Raw genomic sequence first — 21,558 nt, 5'->3', positions numbered from 1 at the left:
CCGGCGTGCCGGGCGATCCCCCTCACTACCCAAACCTCCACCTCCATGTCAGCTTCCCCCCTTGTCGATCGCTGGATCGTACTGAAGTTCGGCGGCACCTCCGTGTCGCGTCGTCACCGCTGGGACACCATCGGCAAACTGGCGAAAAAACGGGCGGAAGAAACGGGCTCGCGCGTGCTGGTGGTGGTATCGGCGCTGTCCGGGGTGACCAACGAACTCACCGCGATCGCCGATGGCGCCGCCGACAGCCGCGACCGTGTCGCCGCGCTGGTCGCGCGCCACCGCGAATTCCTGACCGAGCTGGCGCTGGACGCCACCGCGCTGGACGTGCGTCTGGACGCGCTGGCCGGGCTGCTGGACGATCCGCGTGCCGCCGCTCGGCCGCTGGAGTGGCAGGCCGAGGTGCTGGGCCAGGGCGAACTGCTGTCCTCGACCGTCGGTGCGGCCTATCTGCGCGCCAGTGGCCTGGATTTCGGCTGGATGGATGCACGCGAGTGGCTCGATGCACTGCCGCCGCAACCCAGCCAGAGCGAGTGGTCGCAGCGCCTGTCGGTGAACTGCCAGTGGCGTGCCGAGGCCGATTGGGCCGCGCGTTTCCGCGCCCAGCCGACCCGCATGCTGATCACCCAGGGCTTCATCTCCCGCCATGCCGATGGGGGCACCGCCATCCTCGGTCGCGGCGGTTCGGATACCTCGGCGGCGTACTTCGGTGCGCTGCTCGGCGCCAGCCGCGTGGAGATCTGGACCGATGTGCCGGGCATGTTCAGCGCCAACCCGAAGGACGTGCCCGACGCGCGCCTGCTGACCCGCCTGGACTATTACGAAGCGCAGGAAATCGCGACGACCGGCGCCAAGGTGCTGCACCCGCGTTCGATCAAGCCGTGCCGCGATGCCGGCGTGCCGATGGCGATCCTGGATACCGAGCGCCCCGAGCTGCCGGGCACCAGCATCGATGGCAATGCCGCGGCGGTGCCGGGTGTGAAGGCGATCAGCCGCCGCAACGGCATCGTGCTGGTCTCGATGGAAGGCATCGGCATGTGGCAGCAGGTCGGCTTCCTGGCCGACGTGTTCGGGCTGTTCAAGAAGCACGGCCTCTCCGTGGACCTGATCGGTTCGGCCGAAACCAACGTGACCGTCTCGCTGGACCCGTCCGAAAACCTGGTCAGCACCGATGTGCTGGCCGCGCTGTCGGCCGACCTCTCGCAGATCTGCAAGGTCAAGATCATCGTGCCGTGCGCGGCAATCACGCTGGTCGGCCGCGGCATGCGCTCGATGCTGCACAAGCTCTCGGACGTGTGGGCCACCTTCGGCCGCGAACGCGTGCACATGATTTCGCAGTCGTCCAATGACTTGAACCTGACCTTCGTCATCGACGAGGCGGACGCGGACGGCCTGCTGCCGATCCTGCACGCCGAACTGATCGACAGCGGCGCGATGCCGGTGGAAGAGGGCGAAGTGTTCGGCCCGCGCTGGCGCGAAATCGCCGGCACCATCCGCCCGCGCGAAACCGCCTGGTGGCGGGGCCAGCGCGAGCATCTGCTGACGCTCGCCCAGGCCGGGACGCCGCGCTACGTCTATAACCTGCCAACGGTGCGGGCGCGTGCGCGCGCGCTGAACGCGATCAAGGCGATCGACCAGCGTTACTACGCGATCAAGGCCAACTCGCACCCGGCCATCCTGGAAGTGCTGGAGCAGGAAGGCTTCGGCCTGGAGTGCGTGTCGCACGGCGAGCTCAAGCACGTGTTCAACACCCTGCCGACGCTGTCGCCCAAGCGCGTGCTGTTCACCCCCAGCTTCGCGCCGCATGCCGAGTACGATGCCGCGTTCGCGCTGGGTGTCACCGTCACGCTGGACAACGTGGAAGCCCTGCAGCGCTGGCCGGAACTGTTCAGCAACCGCGAGCTCTGGCTGCGCGTGGATCTGGGCCGTGGCGAAGGCCACCATGCCAAGGTCCGCACCGGCGGCAAGGACTCCAAGTTCGGCCTGCCGATCGCCCGCGTGGATGAGTTCGTCCGCATCGCCGGCGAGCTGGGCACCCGCGTGGTCGGCCTGCATGCGCACCTGGGCAGCGGCGTGGAAACCGCGCAGCACTGGCGCCTGATGTGCGATGAACTGGCCGGGTTCGCCCGCCGCATCGGCAGCATCGAGACCATCGATATCGGCGGTGGCCTGCCGATCCCGTACAGCGCCGACGACGAGCCGTTCGATCTGGAGGCCTGGGCGATCGGCCTGGCCGAAGTGAAGGCCGTGCACCCGGCGTTCCGCCTGGCGATCGAACCGGGCCGCTACCTGGTGGCCGAGTCCGGCGTGCTGCTGACGCGGGCCACCCAGGTGGTGGAAAAGGACGGCATCCGCCGCGTCGGTCTGGATGCGGGCATGAACACGCTGATGCGCCCGGCGCTGTACGACGCCTGGCATGACATCGAGAACCTCAGCCGCCTGAGTGGCTACTCCGAAGCGATGTTCGATGTGGTCGGCCCGATCTGCGAATCCAGCGACGTGTTCGGCAAGCGCCGCCGCCTGCCGGCCTCGACCGCGCCGGACGATGTGATGCTGATCGCCGACGCCGGCGCGTATGGCTACGTCATGGCCAACACTTACAACCAGCGCGAGCTGCCGCGTGAGGACGTCATCGATGATGGCCATTGACCGCTGCCTGCCGCCATTCAAACCGGATACACCATGACTGCTTTTGATAAACACCAGGTTGCCGTTTTCCGCTTCGTCCGCTGCGAATTCGCCGCGGGCACCGGCGTGGCGCAGCTGGTCTACGCCTTCGATGACGGCCCGGAGCTGATCGAGACGGTGACCATCCCGGGCGCGCCGTTCGTGCTCGACGGTGACCGCGCCGAGGCGGTGCAGCGCGCCCTGCGCCTGCTGCACCTGATGGCCGGGGTGAGCTACTACAAAGCCGGCGTGCCCGAGCAGGTGCGCATCGACAGCTACACCATTGACGCGGCCACCGCGGCACTGGTCGAGACGGTGTACCTCAACGGCCTGGGCGAATTCGCCTACCGCAATGGCCTGAACCTGCGTGGCCGCTTCCGCCTGCCGGTCGAGGGCGAAGCCTTCGCCGCACCGGCGCTGGGCCTGCGCGAACACGCGCTGGTCGCCATCGGCGGCGGCAAGGATTCGCTGGTCAGCATCGAAGCGCTGCGCAGCCTGGGTATCGCCGAAACGGTCACGTGGATTGGCGGCTCGCAGCTGATCCGCGCCTGCGCCGAGCGCACCGGCCTGCCGATCCTCAACATCGGCCGCACGCTGGCCCCGGAGCTGTTCGAGCTCAACCGTCAGGGCGCCTGGAACGGCCATATCCCGGTCACCGCGGTGAACTCGGCGATCCTGGTGCTGGCCGCGCTGCTGCAGGGCGTGGACCAGGTGGTGTTCTCCAACGAGCGCTCGGCCAGCTATGGCAGCCAGATTCCGGGCACCGGCGAGGTCAATCACCAGTGGTCGAAGGGCTGGGCGTTCGAACAGGCCTTCGGTGAGCATCTGGAACGCCACGTCGCCGCGGACCTGCACTATTACTCGCTGCTGCGCCCGCTCTCGGAGCTGGCGGTGGCGCGTCAGTTCGCCAAGAGCGATGTCTACGACGCGCATTTCTCCAGCTGCAACCGCAATTTCCACATCCTGGGCGAGCGCCCGGTGAACCGCTGGTGCGGCGTCTGCCCGAAGTGCCACTTCGTGTTCCTGGCGCTGGCCCCGTTCATGCCCAAGATGCGCCTGGTCGGCATCTTCGGCCGCAACCTGCTCGACGATATCGAGCAGGCCCCGGGCTTTGATGCGCTGCTGGAGTTCCAGGACCACAAGCCGTTCGAGTGCGTGGGCGAAGGCCGCGAATCGCGCGCTGCGATGGCGACCCTGGCCGCGCGCCCGGAATGGAATGAAGACGCGCTGGTGAAGCGCTTCGTCCACGAGATCCGCCCGCAGCTGGATGCCACTGAACTGCAGATCGAACCGCTGCTGGCACTGGAAGGCCAGCACCGCATTCCGCCGGCGATCTGGGAGCGTCTGCGTGCGAATTTCGCAGCTTGAAGGCAAGCGCGTTGCGTTGTGGGGCTGGGGACGTGAGGGGCGCGCCGCGTTCCGCGTCCTGCAGCAGCGGTTGCCGTCGCTGCCGCTGACGTTGTTCTGCCCGGAGGCCGAGGCCGCCGGTGCGCGTGAGGAAACCCAGGGGGCGCTGACGGTTCGTTCGGATGTCACCGGCCTGGCGCTGGCCGCCTTCGAGGTGGTGATCAAATCGCCGGGCATCAGCCCATATGGGGAGGCAGCGCTGCACGCCACCGCGCAGGGCACGCAGTTCATCGGCGGTACCTCGCTGTGGTTCGCCGAGCACGCCGCTGCCGACGGCATCGTGCACGACACCGTGTGCGTGACCGGTACCAAGGGCAAGAGCACCACCACCGCGCTGCTGGCACATCTGCTGCGTGCTTCGGGCGCGCGCACCGGGCTGATCGGCAACATCGGCCTGCCGCTGCTGGAAGTGCTGGCCCCGCAGCCGGTGCCGCAGTACTGGGCAGTGGAACTGTCCAGCTACCAGACCGGCGAGGTCGCGCGCAGTGGCGCGCACCCGCAGGTCGCCATCGTGCTGAACCTGTTCCCCGAGCACCTGGATTGGCACGGCAGCGAAGCACGCTACATCGATGACAAGCTGCAGCTGGTCACCGGGGCCGCGCCGCGGACCGCGGTGCTCAACGCGGCCGACCCGCACCTGGCGGGGTTGTCGTTGCCGGAGAGCGAGGTCATCTGGTTCAACCAGCCGTTGGGCTGGCACATGCGCGGCGATGTCGTGCATCGCGGCGAGGAGGCCGTGTTCGACACCTCACACACGCCGCTGCCCGGCCGACACAACCGCGGCAACCTGTGCGCGGTGCTGGCGGCGATCGAGGCGCTGGGCCTGGACGCGGTGGCACTGGCCCCGGCGGTGCAGGACTTCCGCCCGCTCCCCAACCGCCTGCAGACCATCGGTACGCGCGAGGGGATCACCTTCGTCAACGATTCGATCAGCACCACGCCGCACGCAAGTCTGGCGGCGCTGGAGTGCTTCGCCGATCGCCGCATCGCGCTGCTGGTGGGCGGGCATGATCGTGGCCTGGACTGGCACGACTTCGTCGCGCACATGGCGCACGACGTGCCTCCGGTGGAGATCGTCACGATGGGCGCCAACGGCCCGCGCATCCACGCGCTGCTGCAGCCGTTGGCCGATGCAGGCCGTTTCGGTCTGCATGCCGCCGCCGATCTGCCCGAGGCCATGCGGCTGGCGCAGGTCGCGCTTGGCGGGCAGGGCGGGGTGGTGCTGTTGTCGCCGGGTGCGCCGAGCTACGGCGTGTACCGCGACTACGTCGCCCGTGGCCGCCATTTCGCCGAACTGGCCGGCTTTGATCCGGACCAGATCACCGCGATTCCGGGCATCGGGATCGCCTGATCTGCTCTACCCCGGGGCGACGCGGGATACGTCATCCACCCTGGTTACGCCGGTGATGCAGGCATCAGGCTTCTTCTTCATCGATGAACGCGTAGTCCCCGTCGATGAGCTGCTGCAGATAGACATCGAAGCTCGGCGCGATCACCCGGTAGCTGTCCGGGTCGTGCAGGTAGCGCACCACCTGGCCGGCCGTGCCGCCCGGTGCGGGATCGAAATCCAGATACAGCACCGAGGTGCCACCGTTGTTCATGCAGTGCGAGAAGCACAGGCGCTTGCCCATCGGCAGATCCGCGTCAATGCCCTCGCCGAGAATCTCGGGGTCTTCCTCCAGCCACTCCTCGTAGATCGAGCGGATGCTGTCATCCCACTGCACGCTGTCCTCGAATACCTGCGCTACCGAGCGCAGGTAGTAGGGGTAGTGCCCCTCCTCGACATCCGAGCCCAGCATCAGCACCACCGCCTCGCCACCCGGGTAGGGGCGGAAATGTGTGCCATCCACCCGCGCCAGCAGCGCGACCAGGCTCTCGGGCACCTGCGGCCAGCGCTCGCGCAGGCGCGCCAGATCGGCCGCGCTGGCGCCCTCGACCCAGGCCCACATCCGCGCATCATCTTCGGGCAGGCGCGGCACCAGGCCGGAAAGGAAGCGGTCGACAAGGCTCATGAGGGGTTCCATGCACAGGGGCCGGCCAGCCTGCCATAACAGGGACGGAGGTAGTTAATTCGAGGTAGTTAATTCAGATGAGGTCGGGCGTGGCCGGCCTGCCAGATCACGGGGTTGCACGTCGCGCCGGCGCGTCTACACGGTCCCGTCAGCCGACCGTCATACACTCGGGGCTCTTTCTGTCGGGAGCAGGCGCATGAACACGCAATGGCGGTGGGGTGCAGCGGTACTGTTGGGCATGACGGCGCTGCCCGCGCTGGCGGCGATGCAGGCCAAGCCGGTGGAGTGGACCCAGGATGGCACCACCTTCAGCGGGGTGCTGGTCTATGACGACAGTGACAACGACAAACGCCCGGGCCTGGTGATGGTGCCCAACTGGAAGGGCGTCAACGACTCGGCCATCGCCAAGGCCAAGCAGCTGGCCGGCGATGACTACGTGGTGCTGGTGGCCGATGTGTACGGCAAGGGCGTGCGCCCGAAGACCGATGCCGAGGCGGGTCCGGTGGCGACCAAGCTGCGCAATGACCGCCCCGTGCTGCGGGCGCGTGCGCTCAAGGCGATCGAGGTGCTGAAGGCGCAGGCCGGCAAGGCACCGCTGGATGCGAGCCGGATCGGCGCGGTCGGGTTCTGCTTCGGCGGCACCACGGTGCTGGAGATGGCCCGCGCCGGTGCGCCGCTGGCCGGTGTTGTCAGTCTGCACGGCGGGCTGGGCTCGCCGCTGCCGGCCAAGGCCGGTGGGACCCATCCCTCCGTACTGGTGCTCAATGGCGCCGACGACAAGAGCGTGAGCAAGGACGACATCGCCAGCTTCGAGCAGGAAATGAACGCCGCCAAGGTCGACTGGGAGTTCACCAACTACAGCGGCGCGGTGCACTGCTTTGCCGAGTCGGATGCGAACAGTCCGCCGGGGTGCCAGTACAACGAACGCGCGGCCAAGCGCGCGTGGAAGGCGCTGGACGAGTTCTTCGAGGAGCGGTTCGAGACGACACGCCGGTAGGTGCCGACCGTTGGTCGGCACGCCTCCGGTCAATGCGAGCGCTGCACCGCGTAACGGGCCAGCCCGCGAAGAGCGGCCACGGCATCGTTGTCGGCCAGGCCGTCGAGCGCACGCTCGGCGGCATCGGCGTATTCCTCGGCACGGGCGCGGCTGTATTCCAGCCCGCCGGTAGCGTGGATGGCCGCCAGCACCTCGGGCATCGCCTCGGCGTCACCGTTCTGCACGATCTCGCGCAGGCGCTCGCGGGTGGTGGCATCGGAATGCGCCATCGCGTGGATCAGCGGCAGCGTGGCCTTGCCCTCGGCAAGGTCGTCGCCCAGATTCTTGCCCAGCTCCTCGGCATTGGCCGAGTAGTCCAGCACGTCGTCGGCGATCTGGAAGGCGTAGCCCAACGCCATGCCGTAGTCGTACAGCGCCTGCTGGGTGGCTTCGTCCACGCCGCTGGCCAGCGCGCCCAGACGGGTGCCGGCGGCGAACAGCACCGCGGTCTTGCGCTCGATCACGCGCAGATAGGCCGCTTCGTCCGTATCCGGGTTGTGGACATGCAGCAGCTGCAGCACCTCACCCTCGGCGATCCGGTTGGTCGTATCGGCGAGGATCCGCATGACCGGCATGCGGTCCAGTTCGACCATCAGCTGGAAGCTGCGCGAGTACAGGAAATCCCCGACCAGGACGCTGGGAGCATTGCCCCACAGCGCATTGGCGGTGCTGCGGCCGCGGCGCAGGCTGGATTCGTCCACCACGTCGTCATGCAGCAGCGTCGAGGTGTGGATGAACTCGATGATTGCCGCCAGCTGATGGTGTTCCGGGCCGGCCTGGCCGACCGCGTGGCCGGCCAGCATCACCAGCATCGGGCGCAGGCGCTTGCCGCCGGCCGAGATGATGTGGTCGGCGATCTGGTTGATCAGCACGACATCCGAGGACAGTCGGCGACGAATCAGCGCATCGACGGCGTCCATGTCGGGCGCGGCGAGCGTCTGGATCTGGGGCAGGCTCAGCGCGGGGCGGGTGTCTTCGGTGATGGTCATGCGGTCTGACTTTCAGGCTTGGGCGGAATTATAGGCGGTGCGGTCGTATTCCGCCCGCGAAGACGCGCCGGTGGCCTGGTCAAGGCGCGGGGACGGGCGCCGGATCGTGCCGACCTTGGCCGCCGGCCCCTGCCACATGCCGGGCGCGCCGCGGCCTGACCGGGCGCCCGGAACGCCCCGCGCACCGCGATCCGGCGTGAATACGTATGCAGGCGACCCCACCGCTGGAGGCGCCCCGCTAAGCTTGTCGGGTTCGTTTCTGGCCCCCTCGCGGGTGCCGTGGAAGCCCGAAGGGGGGCCCCAATGTCGCAGTCTCCATGGTGGCGCGGTGCCGTCATCTATCAGATCTACCCGCGCAGTTTCCTGGACGCCAACGGCGATGGCGTGGGCGACCTGCCCGGCATCATCGAGCGCCTGGACTATGTCGCCGCGCTCGGCGTCGACGCGATCTGGGTCTCGCCGTTCTTCAAATCACCGATGGCCGACTTCGGCTATGACATCGCCGACCACCGCGACGTCGACCCGTTGTTCGGCACACTCGCCGATTTCGACGAGTTGCTGGCCAAGGCGCATGCGCTGGGCCTGAAGGTGATGATCGACCAGGTGTTCAGCCATACCTCGATCGACCATGCCTGGTTCCAGGAGAGCCGGCAGGACCGCACCAATCCCAAGGCGGACTGGTACGTGTGGGCCGATCCACGCGAGGACGGCACCCCGCCCAACAACTGGATGTCGATCTTCGGGGGCGTGGCCTGGCAGTGGGAGCCGCGGCGTGAGCAGTATTTCCTGCACAACTTCCTGGCCGACCAGCCCGACCTGAACTTCCATAACCCGGCAGTGCAGCAGGCCACGTTGGACTACGTGCGGTTCTGGCTCGACCGTGGCGTGGATGGCTTCCGCCTGGATTCGATCAATTTCTGTTTCCACGACGCACAGCTGCGTGACAACCCGGCCAAGCCGCTGGAAAAACGCCTCGGCCGTGGCTTCAGCGCGGACAATCCGTACGCCTACCAGTACCACTATTACAACAACACGCAGCCGGAGAACATCGGCTTCATCGAGCAGCTGCGCGTGCTGTTGGACGCGTACCCGGGATCGGTCAGCCTGGGTGAAATTTCCGCGGAAGATTCGCTGGCGACTACGGCCGAATACACCGCGCCGGGCCGCCTGCACATGGGCTACAGCTTCGAACTGCTGGTGAAGGATTTCAGCGCCGGTTACATCCGCGACACCGTGTCGCGGCTGGAAGCGACGATGACCGAAGGCTGGCCGTGCTGGGCGATCTCCAACCACGATGTGGAGCGCGCGGTAACGCGCTGGGGCGGTCATCCGGCACAGCCGCGCCTGGCGCGCATGCTGGTGGCGATGCTGTGCTCGCTGCGCGGTTCGATCTGCCTCTATCAGGGCGAGGAGCTGGGACTGGGCGAGGCGGACGTGCCGTTCGAGGCGCTGCAGGATCCTTACGGCATTACGTTCTGGCCGAACTTCAAGGGCCGCGACGGTTGCCGTACGCCGATGCCGTGGCTGGATGCGCCGAAGGCGGGCTTCACGACGGGTGAGCCGTGGTTGCCGATTCCGGCGGAGCATCAGGCTGCGTCGGTGGCGACGCAGGAACAGGATCCGCACTCGGTGTTGAGCGCGTTCCGTCAGTTCCTGGCGTGGCGGCGGACGATGCCGACGCTGTTGGTGGGCGACATCCGTTTTCTTGCGTGCGCCGAGCCGGTGTTGATGTTCGAGCGTGTGCACGGGGAGGAGACGTTGCTGTTGGCGTTCAATCTTTCGGCGGATTCGGTGCGGGCTGCGTTGCCGGTGGGTGAGTGGCAGGCGGTACATGTGCCGGGTCCGGACGTGGGCGAGGTTGTTGGTAATGAGCTGGTGTTGCCGGCGCAGTCGATGTATTGCGCGCGACGCGGCTGATCGGTGTTCCGGTGGTATTGAGAGGGCGGGGCCAGGTGCCTCGCCCTTTTTTTGTCTTGCGTTCGTGCGTTGGGGTACAGCCACAGCCACAGCCACAGCCACAGCCACAGCCACAGCCACAGCCACAGCCACAGCCACAGCCACAGCACTCGGGGCTGTAAACGTGCTGGTTTGGGCGGGCAGGGGTGGGTCAGCGGGACCCGCTGCAAGTACGTCCATGTAAGCTCGTATGCCGCCATCCATGGCGGCATACGGTCCCGCCAACCCACCCCTGCCCACCCTTTGACAGGGTGTCGGTGTGCAATGGAAAAGCGGCGCTTGCTTGATGGCTCAGTCAACCTGCCCAGACTTCGCGGTGATCGAAACGCAAAACTGACACGGCGGTAGACGCCTTGCTGTGCCATGGCCACCAACCCACTGTCGAAGGGCGGGGGTGTGTGGGTTGGCGGGACCGTTGTGCCGCATGGATGCGGCTCACGAGCCCCCATGGATGGGTTTACGGCGCGCCCCGCAAATCCACACACCCCCGACCAGCCCACGGACAGCCGGCGCTGACGCTCTTCAGAGTCAGAGAGAAGCCAACAAAAACCCGCTGCACAAGCAGCGGGTTCTCGATGTCGCCACTAAGTGGCTGACAAGAGCAACATCAGAACTTGTAGTTCACGCCCAGCATGTACGTGCGGCCCCACTCCACGTACTCCAGCGGACGATCCTTCGTGCCAGCGTAGGTGCGATACGGCTCGTTGGTCAGATTGCTTCCCTGCAGCAACAGCGTCAGCCCATGCAGACTGCTGCTGTCGGCGAACGTATAACTGACCTGCGCATCCGTCACGTTCTCACCGACCACATAACGCAGCGTCCGGTTGCCGTTGAAGTTGCCGATCTCACCGATGAAATCCGAACGACGGCGCTGGCTCACGCGGGCCTCGAACCCACTGCGCTCGTAGTACGCGGTGAAGTTGTACACGCGTTCGGACAGGCCCGGCAGGCTGATCGGATCGCTGCCCACGCTGGAGGCGCTTTCCGGATCCAGGATCTTGATGTCACTGTCGTTGAACGTCGCACTGGCCTGCACGCCGAAGCCACGAAGGCTCTCCGTCAGCATCTCCAGCGGGAACGAGGCGGTCAGCTCCAGGCCCTTCAGCTTGCCACCCTGGCCGTTCTGCGGGGCCGAGAACGTGCCGGTCGGCAGGACCGGGACGATCATGCCCGGCGGCGGTACGTAGCTGGCCAGCAGGTCGCTGAAGTTGTAGTCGTCGCGCGACTGCGTGTAGACGTAGGACTTGAGATCCTTGAAGAACACCGCGGCCGCCACATACGCTTTTTCGCCGAAGTACTTTTCGTAGGACAGATCGATCGCGTTGGCGCGCCACGGATCCAGCAGCGGGTTGCCACCGCTGCCGCCGGGCTTGCCGGTGGCGGTGTCCACGCCGAACTCCAGGCCGGCACGCATCTGGTCCACGCGCGGGCGTGCCACCTGCTTGGCCATGGCGAAGCGCAGCGTCTGCTGGTGCGGGAACATGAAGGCCAGGTTCAAGCTCGGCAGCCAATCGGTGTAGGTCTTGCCGTCATCGATCGGCAGGATGTTCTGGCCATCGGGACGCGAGCGGTCGAAGTAGTTGGACTGCGAGCTCTGGTCGGTGCGCACCACCTGCACGCCGATGTTGCCGCGCAGGCCTACCTCACCGAGGTCGGTGTTGATGTTGGCGCGGATCCACGCGGTGCTGGTCTTTTCCTGCACCGTCCAGGCCTTGGGAATCAGGTAGTCCAGGTTGGTGACCGGGTTGAAGACCATGTAGCGGTCCACCGCGGCCGGCACGTTCCAGGCCGGGATGTAGCCGATACCGGCGAAGCCCAGATTGACCGGTGCGTACTGCAGGTCACCGGCGATGTTGGCATCGCCCTGGTCGCCAAGCAGGATGTTGCCCTCGGCCTGGGTCTTGTCCTTGCGGCGGTCGGCGTAGTTCACGCCCACGTCCACATCGGAGAACCACGGCAGCGAGTCGGGCATCGCGAAGGTGGCCTGCAGGCGGGCGCCCTTCAGGCGGTCTTCGACCATCGGCACCTTGCCGTAGCCGGAGCCGTAGATGGTGTTGGTCAGGAACAGCGCGTCCGGGTTGGAATAGTCCAGCCCCGGGCTGATCTGCGAGAACCCGTCCGGCTTGACCACCACCCCGACCGAATCCAGCTGCGGCATCGGGGTGAGCTGCAGGTTGTTCTCCAGGTTCAGTTCGTTGCGCGTGGCCTTGGAGTAGTTCACATCCGCGACGACCTTGACGCGTTCGAAGTTGAACTCGTTGTTCCAGCCGAACGCGTCGATCTTGTCCTTGCGCTTGTTGTACATGCCGCGCACCAGCGGATACACGCCGGTCGCCACGCCGCCGGCGAAGGTGCCATCGGCGTTGACCTGCGGGTTGGTGATCAGCAGGCCCGGGGTGTAACCGCCGTTGTAGTTGCTGAGGTTGACCTCGAACTGGTTGGCAGTATCGGTCTGCTCGGCTTCGGTGTGGAACGCATCCAGGGTGCTGGTCCACACGTTCGACGGGCGGAACTGCACGGTGGCCATCACGCCGTCGCGCTCGTTGTTGCCGGTGCGGCGCAGCGCCTTGATGCCGTCGGAGAACACCGTGCCCGGGGCCAGGCCGGGGCGATTGCCTTGGTCGGTCTGCTCGGTGGTCCACGGTTCGTACAGGCCGACCTGGTTTTCCTGGATGGGCATGTCGCTGTGCGCGTAGCCGATCGAGATGCCCAGCGTGTTGTCGAGGAACTGGTCGATGTAGCTGGCGCTGAAGCGGTTGCCGTACGGATCGACGTTGGCGGCCTTGCCCAGCGAGCTCTTCTGGTAGCGGCCGCTGATGGCGATCACGCGCTCGGCGAAGCTCAGCGGGCGCACGGTCTGCATGTCGATGGTGCCCGACAGGCCCTGGCCGACCAGCGCTGCATCCGGGGTCTTGTACACGGTCACGCCGTTGACCAGTTCCGAGGGGTACTGATCGAACTCGACGCTGCGGTTGTCACCGGTGCTGACCACTTCGCGCCCGTTGAGCAGGGTGGTGGCGAAGTCCGGCGACAGACCGCGCACGCTGATCACCTGGGCGCGGCCGGCCACACGCTGGGCGGCCAGACCGGGCAGGCGGCCCAGCGATTCGGCGATGCTCACGTCGGGCAGTTTGCCGATGTCCTCGGCCGAAATCGCTTCGACCACCGAGGTGGCGTCCTGCTTGATCGCGATCGCGTTCTCGATGCCGCGGCGGATGCCCGTGACCTGGACGGTGTCCAGATTGGTTGCCGCCGTGCCGGTCGGTGTGGTGGTGGAACTGGGTTCGGCGGTCTGCGCCGACGCCATCAACGGCGTCAGGGCGACGGCCAGCGCGAGACTCAGCTCGCTGCGCTTGCGGTTCAACATTTTCCCCTCCCAGGCAATGTTGCCAATCGATTTTTTGGTTGCCCGGAGGACCCCGGGAGCGTCATGGCGCGGTGGCCGTTGACTGCGTGGCTATGGTAGGCAGCGCATCGGCTGCGGGAATCACCCTGCATACGTATTCAATGACGTTTGCAGCGTTGGAAGCGATTACAGGCGCGTTATCGCAGTCGCGCTGCTGCGCCACGTTCTGCCATGCAACCGTCGATGGTAGTGCCGGCCGCTGCCCGGCATCCCCGGGATGCCATGCAGATGCAGGAGCCGGCCAGCGGCCGGCACTACACGTCATGGGGCGATGTCGAGGCCACCTCTGATCAGGTCTACAGCGGCGTAAAACGGATCGCCTGGCCGCCACCGGGCGCAAGCACCAGCGCCAGCGCGTCGGCGCTGGTGACCTCGCGGGTTTCGCGCACGAAGGCGAAGGGATTGCTGCGGAAATCGGCGCCGTCGCCATCGCGGTAGATCTCCGCGCGGTAGCGCACACCCGGCTCCAGGAAGCCCAGCGAAACGGGCAGCACGCGGCCGTGTTCGTCGGTGATGCTGCCCAGGAACCAGTCGCGGCTGTGGCGGTCCTTGCGCACGATGGTCACGTAGTCGCCCACCTCGCCGTCGAGCACGCGGGTGTCGTCCCAGTCCACCGCGACGTCTTCGATGAAGCGGAAGGCCTCACGGTGCTGCTCATAGTGCTCGGGCAGGTCGGCGGCCATCTGGATCGGGCTGTAGAGCGTCACGTACAGCGCGAGCTGGCGAGCCAGCGTGCTGGGGATCGCCTGACCGCCGCGGCCCTTCAGGCTCAGGATGCCGGGGGTGTAATCCAGCGGCCCGGACAGCATGCGGGTGAACACCAGGTTGACCTCGTGCTCGGGTGGGTTCGGCGGCTGGCCCCAGGCGTTGTATTCCATGCCACGCGCGCCTTCCCGGCTGATCCAGTTCGGGTAGGTGCGGCGCAGGCCGGTGTCCTTGATCGGCTCGTGCGGATTCACCGAGATATGCCGCTTGGCTGCTTCCTGCACCACCTTGAGGTGATGGCGGGCCATGAACTGGCCGTCGTGCCACTCGCGCCACAGCGGGCCACCGGCCGGGTTGCGGCGGTCGACCTGGCCGTCGTCGCAGACGTAGCCGCTCTTGAACGAATCCACGCCCAGCCGCGCATACAGATCCAGCGCCGCGCCGAGCTGGTCTTCGTAGTGTTCGATCGCGCAGCCGGTTTCATGGTGGCCGATCAGGTGCACGCCCTTCTTCGCGCCGTAAGCCGACAGGGCCTCGATATCGAAGTCCGCGGTGGGCCGGGTGAAATCGAAGGCGTAGCCATTGCCGACCCAGTCACCGTTCCAGCCCGGATTCCAGCCTTCCACCAGTACGCCGCGGAAACCATGCCGGGCGGCGAAGTCAATCACGCGCATGGTCTTGGCCGTGGTCGCGGCGTGCCGTGGGCCGGTGGCCCAGCTCTCCTCATCCAGGTGCATCGACCACCACACGCCCAGGTACTTGGAGGGCTTCACCCAGCTGACGTCGCCCAGCACGTTGGGCTCGTTGAGGTTGAGGATCAGGCTGGACTCAACCAGTCCGCCGGCGGTGTCGCTGATCTGCAGTGTGCGCCACGGGGTATTGAAGGGCAGGCTGCGCCGCACTTTCCAGCCTTCCGCCGAGGGCGACAGCTGCGCGCGCAGGCGCTGGCCCTCGGTGCGGCGCAGCCACATGCCGGCGTAGTCCACCAGCGCCGCTTCGTGGATGGCGACATGCAGGCCATCGCGGCTGCGCAGCGTCATCGGCGTATGTGCCAGCGGCACCTGGTCCAGCGGCGTGCGCTGGTAGAGATACTCGTAGTGAATCGGCTCACCGGCCGGAATCCACCAGGCGGTGGAGGTCGGTGCGATCGCGAACTCGGTCAGCTCATCGTCGATGATCGCCTCGCGCATACCCGGCTGCTCGGGGAAGTGGTAGCGGAAGCCCAGGCCGTCGTCATAGACCCGGAACACCACATCGATGCGACGCTTGGCGCCACTGCGTTCGGCCAGCTGCACGACCACTTCGTTGAAGTGATTGCGGGTAAGCCGGCGCTCGCCCCACGGCTGTTCCCAGGTTTCATCGACGCTGCGCGACTGCTGGCCAAGCACGGCAAGATCACGGTCCAGGCGGCCATCGCGTAGCTGGAAGCCGAGCTTGGAGTTGTCCACCACGGCCTCGCCGAACCGTTCAACCCGGTAGCTGGGGTCCCCGCCGTCCAGTTGCAGTGACACGCGCAGCACCTTGCCGGGCGAGTCGACGCTGGCCACGGTGACCGGCTCGGCAAGGGCGGTGGCGCTGAATGCGCAGAAGATCCAGCCCAGCAGGGGCAGGCGACGACGTGCGTGATGCCCGTCCGTTGGATGCGACAGTGACGGCATTTCCCCTCCCAAGGCGGCCGAAAACACCCTCCGGACTATAGCGACGCGGTCGCGATTGCCGACCGCCCTGGCCATGAATACGTATGCATCTCGATGCAGGCTGCGGCGTGCCGTCTACCATGGGCCCAAGGCACCCTGGGAGGGGGCCGCGAGCGCATTGCCGCGAGGCGGTGCGGACCTACAACGCGAGCAAAGGGGAGGGAGGCAACAGGCGTGAGCCGGTTCGCCACTTCGATGCTGAAGATGATCTGCCTGACCGTTGCCCTCGGGGCGGCGATGGGGTCCACCGCACGTGCGGCCGACCTGGACTTCGACGGCCGCCATACGCGCGCCGAGACCGCCGCCGAAGGTGGCTACCGTCTGCACGCGCCGCAGGGCGAGGTGCGCGTCAGTGCGCAGCCGATGCGCAGCGAAACCGGCAGTGTGCTGTTCGATGCGCTGTTCGGGTTGGCCCAGCAGGAGATGGAGGCCGACCGCGTCGATGCGATCCGCGACCCCGCCTTCAATCACGGCAAGCCGGTTTCTTGTGCCTGCTTCCAGACCGGCGAACGCTGGCCCTACGTGTGGACCCGCGATGTGAGCTTCGCCGCTGATCTGGCGCTGTCGCGTCTGGATCCGGTGCGCACGCGCCAGTCGCAGCAGTTCAAGCTGTCCACCGCGCGCGACGGCCACACCCCCGGTCTGTTCGTGGCACAGGACACCGGCTCCGGCGGCAGCTGGCCGATCAGCAGTGATCGCGTGGTGTGGTTCCTGGCCGCACGCGGGCTGCTGGATGACGCGGCCTTTGCCGACCAGGTCTGGCAGGCACTGCAGGCCACTCTGGCGCAGGATCGCGAGGCGGTGTTCGATGCGCGGGTCGGGCTGTATCGCGGTGAGACCTCTTTCCTGGATTGGCGCGAGCAGACCTACCCGGACTGGACCCGCGAGGATGTGCGCTTCATCGGCGAGTCCTTCGCGCTGTCCACCAACGTGCTGCATTACCAGGCGCTGCGACTGGCCGAGCAGCTGGCACGCCAGCACGGCGACGCGCGCGCCACCACCTACGGCCAATGGGCCGATGCGCTGGCCCGCCAGGTCGACGCACGCTTCTGGCGCGAGGATGCCGGCCAGTACATGAGCTACATCGGCGAGGCGGCGCACCCGGTGCCGTACGCCAAGTACGACCTGCTCGCGCTCTCGCTGGGCGTGCTGGCCGATGTGTTCCCGGCCGATCGCGCACGCCGCGCGCTGGCGAACTACCCGGCCGTGGCCGGTGGCAGCCCGGTCGTCTGGCCGCAGGAAGCGCAGCAGCCGATCTACCACAACCGCGGCATCTGGCCGTTCGTCAGCGCGTACTCGCTGCGCGCGGCGCGCCGGCTGGACGATGCGCCGCGCATCGCCATGGAAATCGAATCGCTGATGCGCGGCACCGCGCTGGCCGGCTCCAACATGGAAAACTACGAGATGCGCACGCTGGCGGTGCATGTCGATGAAGGCGTGCTCAGCGGCCCGGTGGTCAATTCGCCGCGGCAGCTGTGGTCGGTGGCCGGGTACCTCTCGATGGTGCTGGAAGGCGTGTTCGGCGTGGAAGACGATGGCCGCATCGCGCCGAAGCTGCCGGTGTCGCTGGTGCCGACACTGTTCGGTGAGCATGACCGCATCCGCCTGGACGACGGCAAACAGCATTACGTGCTGGTGCGACCGAAGCAGCTTGCCGGCGAGCTGCTGGTGGCGGGTGACATCCAGCGCGATGGCAGCATCACCACGGTGCAGCTGGTGCCGTTGCATGCCACGGGCGCGACGCCATCACCAGCGATCCTGCGTCCCTCGGCGGTGTTCGCCCCGGCCACCCCCGCTGCCCCGGTGCCGCGTGAAACGACGGCAGGCTGGCAGATCACGGTGCCCGCCGGGCACGTGCTGTGGCGCGACGGCCAGACGCTGACGCCCACACGGGGTGTCGCCACGATTGCCAGGGACGGTGCCAGTCACTGCCTGAGCCTGACCCGCCGGGAGGGCACTCTGGAATCGCTGCACAGCCCGATGACCTGCATCGGCCCGCAGCAGGTGCTGGCCGGCGACAGGCACTGGCAGTGGACCGCACCGACCGCCGGCCGCTGGCGTGCACGCCTGCGCTACGACAACCCGAACGGCCCGATCAACACCGGTGTGACCGCAGCGGTGAAGACGCTGGTGCTGCAATGCGAGGGTCAACCGGAGCAGCGCCGCCCCATCGTGATGCCGCACAGCGTGGGCGAACAGGACTCCACGGCGGTTGAATTCGAGCTGCCGGCACGCGCCTGCCGCATCACGTTGGACGAGGGCTTCAACATGAGCGCGTTGACCCACTTCGCGCAGTACAACGGCGGCAAGGGCGGCAGTGAGGGCGTGCTCAATCAGGCCCGCGTGTCCGCGCTGACCCTGATGCCGGTCGCGGCCTCGACGGAGCCGCGCCGATGAGCCGGGCGCCCAAACCAACGCTGTCGTTCTGGCAGATCTGGAACATGTGCTTCGGCTTCCTCGGCATCCAGTTCGGCTTCGCCCTGCAGAACGCCAATGCCAGCCGCATCTTCGAGACGCTCGGCGCGCCGATGGATGCGGTGCCTGGGCTGTGGATCGCCGCGCCATTGACCGGCCTGCTGGTGCAGCCGGTGATCGGCTACCTGTCCGACCGCACCTGGACGCGCTGGGGCCGCCGCCGCCCGTTCTTCATGATCGGTGCGGTGCTGACCACGCTCGCCCTGCTGGTGATGCCGAACTCGCCGACGCTGTGGATCGCCGCGGGTACGCTGTGGGTACTGGATGCCTCGATCAACGTATCGATGGAGCCGTTCCGCGCGTTCGTCGGCGATCAGCTGGCTCCACGGCAACGGCCGACCGGCTTTGCGATGCAGAGCTTCTTCATCGGCATCGGTGCGATCGTCGCCAGCTTCCTGCCTTTCATCCTGGCCCACTTCGGCGTGGCCAACACGGCGGCCGCGGGGCAGGTGCCCGATACCGTGCGCTACGCGTTCTACTTCGGGGCCGCGGTGCTGCTCGCGGCGATCACCTGGACGGTGGTCAGCACCCGGGAATACTCGCCGGCCGAGCTGGCCAGCTTCGATGATGCCGAGCCGTCCGCCGTGCACCAGAGTGCACGCGTGGCCGGACCGCCGCCGTGGGCGCAGATCGGCGGCTGGGTGGCGGTGGGCATCGTGTTGGCCGCTGCCATCGCGGCGCGGCAGGGTGACCGCATGCTGTATGTGCTGGCCGGCCTGTGCATCGCCTATGGCGTGCTGCTGGGGGTGGCGCGCTGTGTGCCGGGGGCGAACATGCTGGCCACCATCGTCGACGACCTGCGTGCGATGCCGCGCACCATGCGTCGCCTGGCCTGGGTGCAGTTCTTTTCGTGGTTCGCGCTGTTCGCGATGTGGATCTACACCACTGCCGCCGTCGCCGGCACCCATTTCGGCTCCACCGATACTGCGTCGGCCGCCTACAACGAGGGGGCCAACTGGGTCGGTGTGCTGTTCGGTGCCTACAACGGCTTCGCGGCGCTGGCCGCATTGCTGATCCCGGTGATGGTGCGCGCACTGGGCCTGCGCTGGAGCCACTTGGTCAATCTGTGGCTGGGCGGCCTGGGACTGATCTCGATGCTGTTCATCCGTGATCCGCACTGGCTGCTGCTGTCCATGGTCGGCGTTGGCTTCGCCTGGGCCTCGATCCTGTCGCTGCCGTATGCGCTGCTGTCCGACAGCGTGCCGGCGGCCAAGATGGGCATCTACATGGGCCTGTTCAATTTCTTCATCGTGATCCCGCAGCTGGTCGCGGCCAGTGCGCTCGGCTTCCTGCTGCGCACCTGGCTGGGCGGCGATCCGATGCACGTGCTCGCCCTCGGGGGCGGCAGCCTGCTGCTGGCCGGTCTATGCGTGCTGTATGTGCCATCCCAACAGGAGGTTGTCTGATGTCGCCGTATTCGTCGTTGTCGCTGGCCCTGTCATTCGCGCTGTCCGCCAGTCCCGCCCTGGCCATCGAACGCCCGGACTATGTCGGCACGCGTGAGCCGTTCGCCAGCCAGGCGGTCTACTTCGTGGTCACCGACCGTTTCGTCAACGGCGATCCGTCCAACGATCACAGCGATCAGGGCGGCGCGCATCCCACCTTCGATATCCCGGTGCCCTGCCCGGACAAGGTGGATGGCAACATCGGCTACCTCGGCGGTGACTTCAAGGGCGTGCTCGACAACGCCGCGTACATCCGCAATCTGGGCTTCGGCGCGGTGTGGATCACCCCGATCATCGACAACCCGGACCAGGCCTTCACCGGCAGCAAGCCGATCAGCTGCACCAGCACGCTGACCGACCGCGGCAAGACCGGCTATCACGGCTACTGGGGCGTCAACTTCTATACGCTCGACGAGCATCTACCGAGCAGGGACCTGGACTTCGCCGCGTTCACCCGCGGCCTGCATGCCGCTGACCTGAAGGTAGTGCTGGATATCGTCGGCAACCATGGCTCGCCCGCGTGGACGATGCCGGTGGCGCAGCCGCAGTTCGGCCAGATATTCGACAAGGGCGGCACGTTGATCGCCGATCACCAGAACCTGCCCCCGCAGCAGTTGGATCCGGTCCATAACCCGCTGCATGCCTTCTACAACAGCATCGGCCCGGTCGACGGTAAGAACGGCTCGATCTTCGATGGCAACCTGGCCGAGCTGTCCGACTTCAACGAGCACAACCCGGCGGTGATGGACTACCTGGTGGGCGCCTACCTGCAGTGGACGGCGCAGGGCGTGGATGCACTTCGCATCGACACCATCGGCTGGCTGCCACACCCGTGGTGGCATGCCTTCGTCAACCGCATCCGTGCCGAGCATCCCGGCATGTTCATGTTCGGCGAAGCGTTTGACTACGACGCCAGCAAGATCGCCGAGCACACCTGGCCGGCCAACGCGAATGTCAGCGTGCTGGACTTTCCGCTGCGTGGCGCACTGTCGTCCGTGTTCGGCAAAGAACAGAAAGGCTTTGAAACCCTGGCCGAGCCGCTGCACCTGCTCGACGGGCCGTATGCGAATCCGTACGAGCTGATGAGCTTCTACGACAACCACGATATGGCCCGGCTGGATGCGAACGATGCCGGGTTCATCGACGCCCACAACTGGCTGTTCACCGCACGCGGCATTCCGGTGATCTATTACGGCTCGGAAACCGGCTTCATGCGCAGCCGCGCCGAGCATGCCGGCAACCGCGCCTACTTCGGCCAGGCGCGCGTCGACGACGCGCGGAACAGCCCGATCTACGCACCGCTGCAGCGCATCGCCAAACTGCGTGAGGCCACACCCGCCCTGCAGCGCGGTCTGCAGGTCAACGAGCGGCTGCAGGGCGATGAAGCGGTGTTCTTCCGCGTGCTGCAGCACGGCGATACCGCCCAGACCGCGCTGGTGCTGCTCAACAAGGGCGACACCGCCCGCACCCTTGAGGTGCGCCGCTATCTGCAGGCCGGGACTTGGCGCGACGCGCTGGGCGGCGCCAACCAGACGGTCAAGGGATCACTGAAGGCCGAGGTGCCTGCGCATGGCGTGCGCGTATTCGTGCTGGATGCCCAGGTCGAACAGGCCGCGCTGCAGGCCCGGTTGAAGGCGGCGGTCGACGATCAGCAGGCACGCACCAAGCGCCTAGCGAAGTAGCCAGATGATGCCCGGCCTGCCGTTCGCGGTGGGCCGGGCACTACAATCGGGCTCGCGATCGCGCAAGGCGATCCTTTCGAG

At 66.9% G+C, this 21,558-nt stretch carries 12 protein-coding genes; 8 read left to right on the top strand and 4 right to left on the bottom strand.

Annotated features, from left to right (window positions below):
• The first annotated feature begins 45 nt into the window (after nucleotides 1-45).
• The 3 genes from ACW6W5_RS04105 to murD are packed head-to-tail and all read left to right on the top strand — an operon-like array spanning nucleotide 46 to nucleotide 5,425.
• Nucleotides 46-2,649 (top strand): bifunctional aspartate kinase/diaminopimelate decarboxylase, encoded by a 2,604-nt coding sequence (locus ACW6W5_RS04105; protein WP_152153505.1) that lies wholly within the window; start codon nucleotides 46-48, stop codon nucleotides 2,647-2,649.
• Nucleotides 2,650-2,682: 33 nt separating this feature from the next.
• Nucleotides 2,683-4,035 (top strand): UDP-N-acetyl-alpha-D-muramoyl-L-alanyl-L-glutamate epimerase, encoded by a 1,353-nt coding sequence (gene murL / locus ACW6W5_RS04100; RefSeq protein WP_152153503.1) that lies wholly within the window; start codon nucleotides 2,683-2,685, stop codon nucleotides 4,033-4,035.
• Nucleotides 4,016-5,425, top strand: a complete 1,410-nt coding sequence (murD, locus tag ACW6W5_RS04095) for a UDP-N-acetylmuramoyl-L-alanine--D-glutamate ligase (protein ID WP_152153501.1) — start codon at nucleotides 4,016-4,018, stop codon at nucleotides 5,423-5,425. The genes murL and murD overlap by 20 nt, the downstream gene beginning before the upstream one ends.
• A 64-nt stretch (nucleotides 5,426-5,489) precedes the next feature.
• Here murD and ACW6W5_RS04090 read toward each other — a convergent pair whose 3' ends face one another.
• Entirely contained in the window at nucleotides 5,490-6,086 is a 597-nt protein-coding gene (locus tag ACW6W5_RS04090) for an SMI1/KNR4 family protein (protein WP_152153499.1), read from the bottom strand.
• Nucleotides 6,087-6,282: 196 nt separating this feature from the next.
• Here ACW6W5_RS04090 and ACW6W5_RS04085 point away from each other — a divergent pair, with 196 nt between their 5' ends.
• Nucleotides 6,283-7,083: a dienelactone hydrolase family protein gene (locus ACW6W5_RS04085; RefSeq protein ID WP_152153497.1), complete on the top strand. Its 801-nt coding sequence runs from the start codon at nucleotides 6,283-6,285 to the stop codon at nucleotides 7,081-7,083.
• Between the two features lie 29 nt (nucleotides 7,084-7,112).
• Here the strand turns inward: ACW6W5_RS04085 and ACW6W5_RS04080 are convergent, their stop codons facing one another.
• Complete coding sequence (locus tag ACW6W5_RS04080) at nucleotides 7,113-8,111, bottom strand: polyprenyl synthetase family protein (protein ID WP_152153495.1); 999 nt, start codon at nucleotides 8,109-8,111, stop codon at nucleotides 7,113-7,115.
• A gap of 303 nt (nucleotides 8,112-8,414) precedes the next feature.
• Here ACW6W5_RS04080 and ACW6W5_RS04075 point away from each other — a divergent pair, with 303 nt between their 5' ends.
• Nucleotides 8,415-10,028, top strand: coding sequence for an alpha-glucosidase (locus tag ACW6W5_RS04075; RefSeq protein WP_152153492.1), 1,614 nt, complete (start codon nucleotides 8,415-8,417; stop codon nucleotides 10,026-10,028).
• Nucleotides 10,029-10,674: 646 nt separating this feature from the next.
• Here the strand turns inward: ACW6W5_RS04075 and ACW6W5_RS04070 are convergent.
• Together ACW6W5_RS04070 and ACW6W5_RS04065 are read right to left on the bottom strand one after the other, a co-directional pair.
• Complete coding sequence (locus tag ACW6W5_RS04070) at nucleotides 10,675-13,434, bottom strand: TonB-dependent receptor (protein WP_193222840.1); 2,760 nt, start codon at nucleotides 13,432-13,434, stop codon at nucleotides 10,675-10,677.
• Nucleotides 13,435-13,769: 335 nt separating this feature from the next.
• Entirely contained in the window at nucleotides 13,770-15,836 is a 2,067-nt protein-coding gene (locus ACW6W5_RS04065; RefSeq protein ID WP_226956675.1) for a glycoside hydrolase family 97 protein, read from the bottom strand.
• A gap of 234 nt (nucleotides 15,837-16,070) precedes the next feature.
• Here ACW6W5_RS04065 and ACW6W5_RS04060 point away from each other — a divergent pair, with 234 nt between their 5' ends.
• From ACW6W5_RS04060 to ACW6W5_RS04050, 3 genes are read left to right on the top strand one after another with little or no spacing between them, the layout of a single operon-like run.
• Complete coding sequence (locus tag ACW6W5_RS04060; protein ID WP_152153589.1) at nucleotides 16,071-18,272, top strand: glucosidase family protein; 2,202 nt, start codon at nucleotides 16,071-16,073, stop codon at nucleotides 18,270-18,272.
• Entirely contained in the window at nucleotides 18,269-19,756 is a 1,488-nt protein-coding gene (locus ACW6W5_RS04055) for an MFS transporter (protein ID WP_152153488.1), read from the top strand. Before ACW6W5_RS04060 ends, ACW6W5_RS04055 begins: the two co-directional genes overlap by 4 nt.
• Nucleotides 19,756-21,477: an alpha-amylase family glycosyl hydrolase gene (locus ACW6W5_RS04050; RefSeq protein WP_152153486.1), complete on the top strand. Its 1,722-nt coding sequence runs from the start codon at nucleotides 19,756-19,758 to the stop codon at nucleotides 21,475-21,477. Before ACW6W5_RS04055 ends, ACW6W5_RS04050 begins: the two co-directional genes overlap by 1 nt.
• Nucleotides 21,478-21,558 lie beyond the last annotated feature (81 nt).

The organism is Stenotrophomonas sp. IS26, assembly GCF_054188265.1.
The sequence above is the reverse complement of the archived record's forward strand: the minus strand, read 5'-3'. Positions and strand labels throughout refer to the sequence as shown.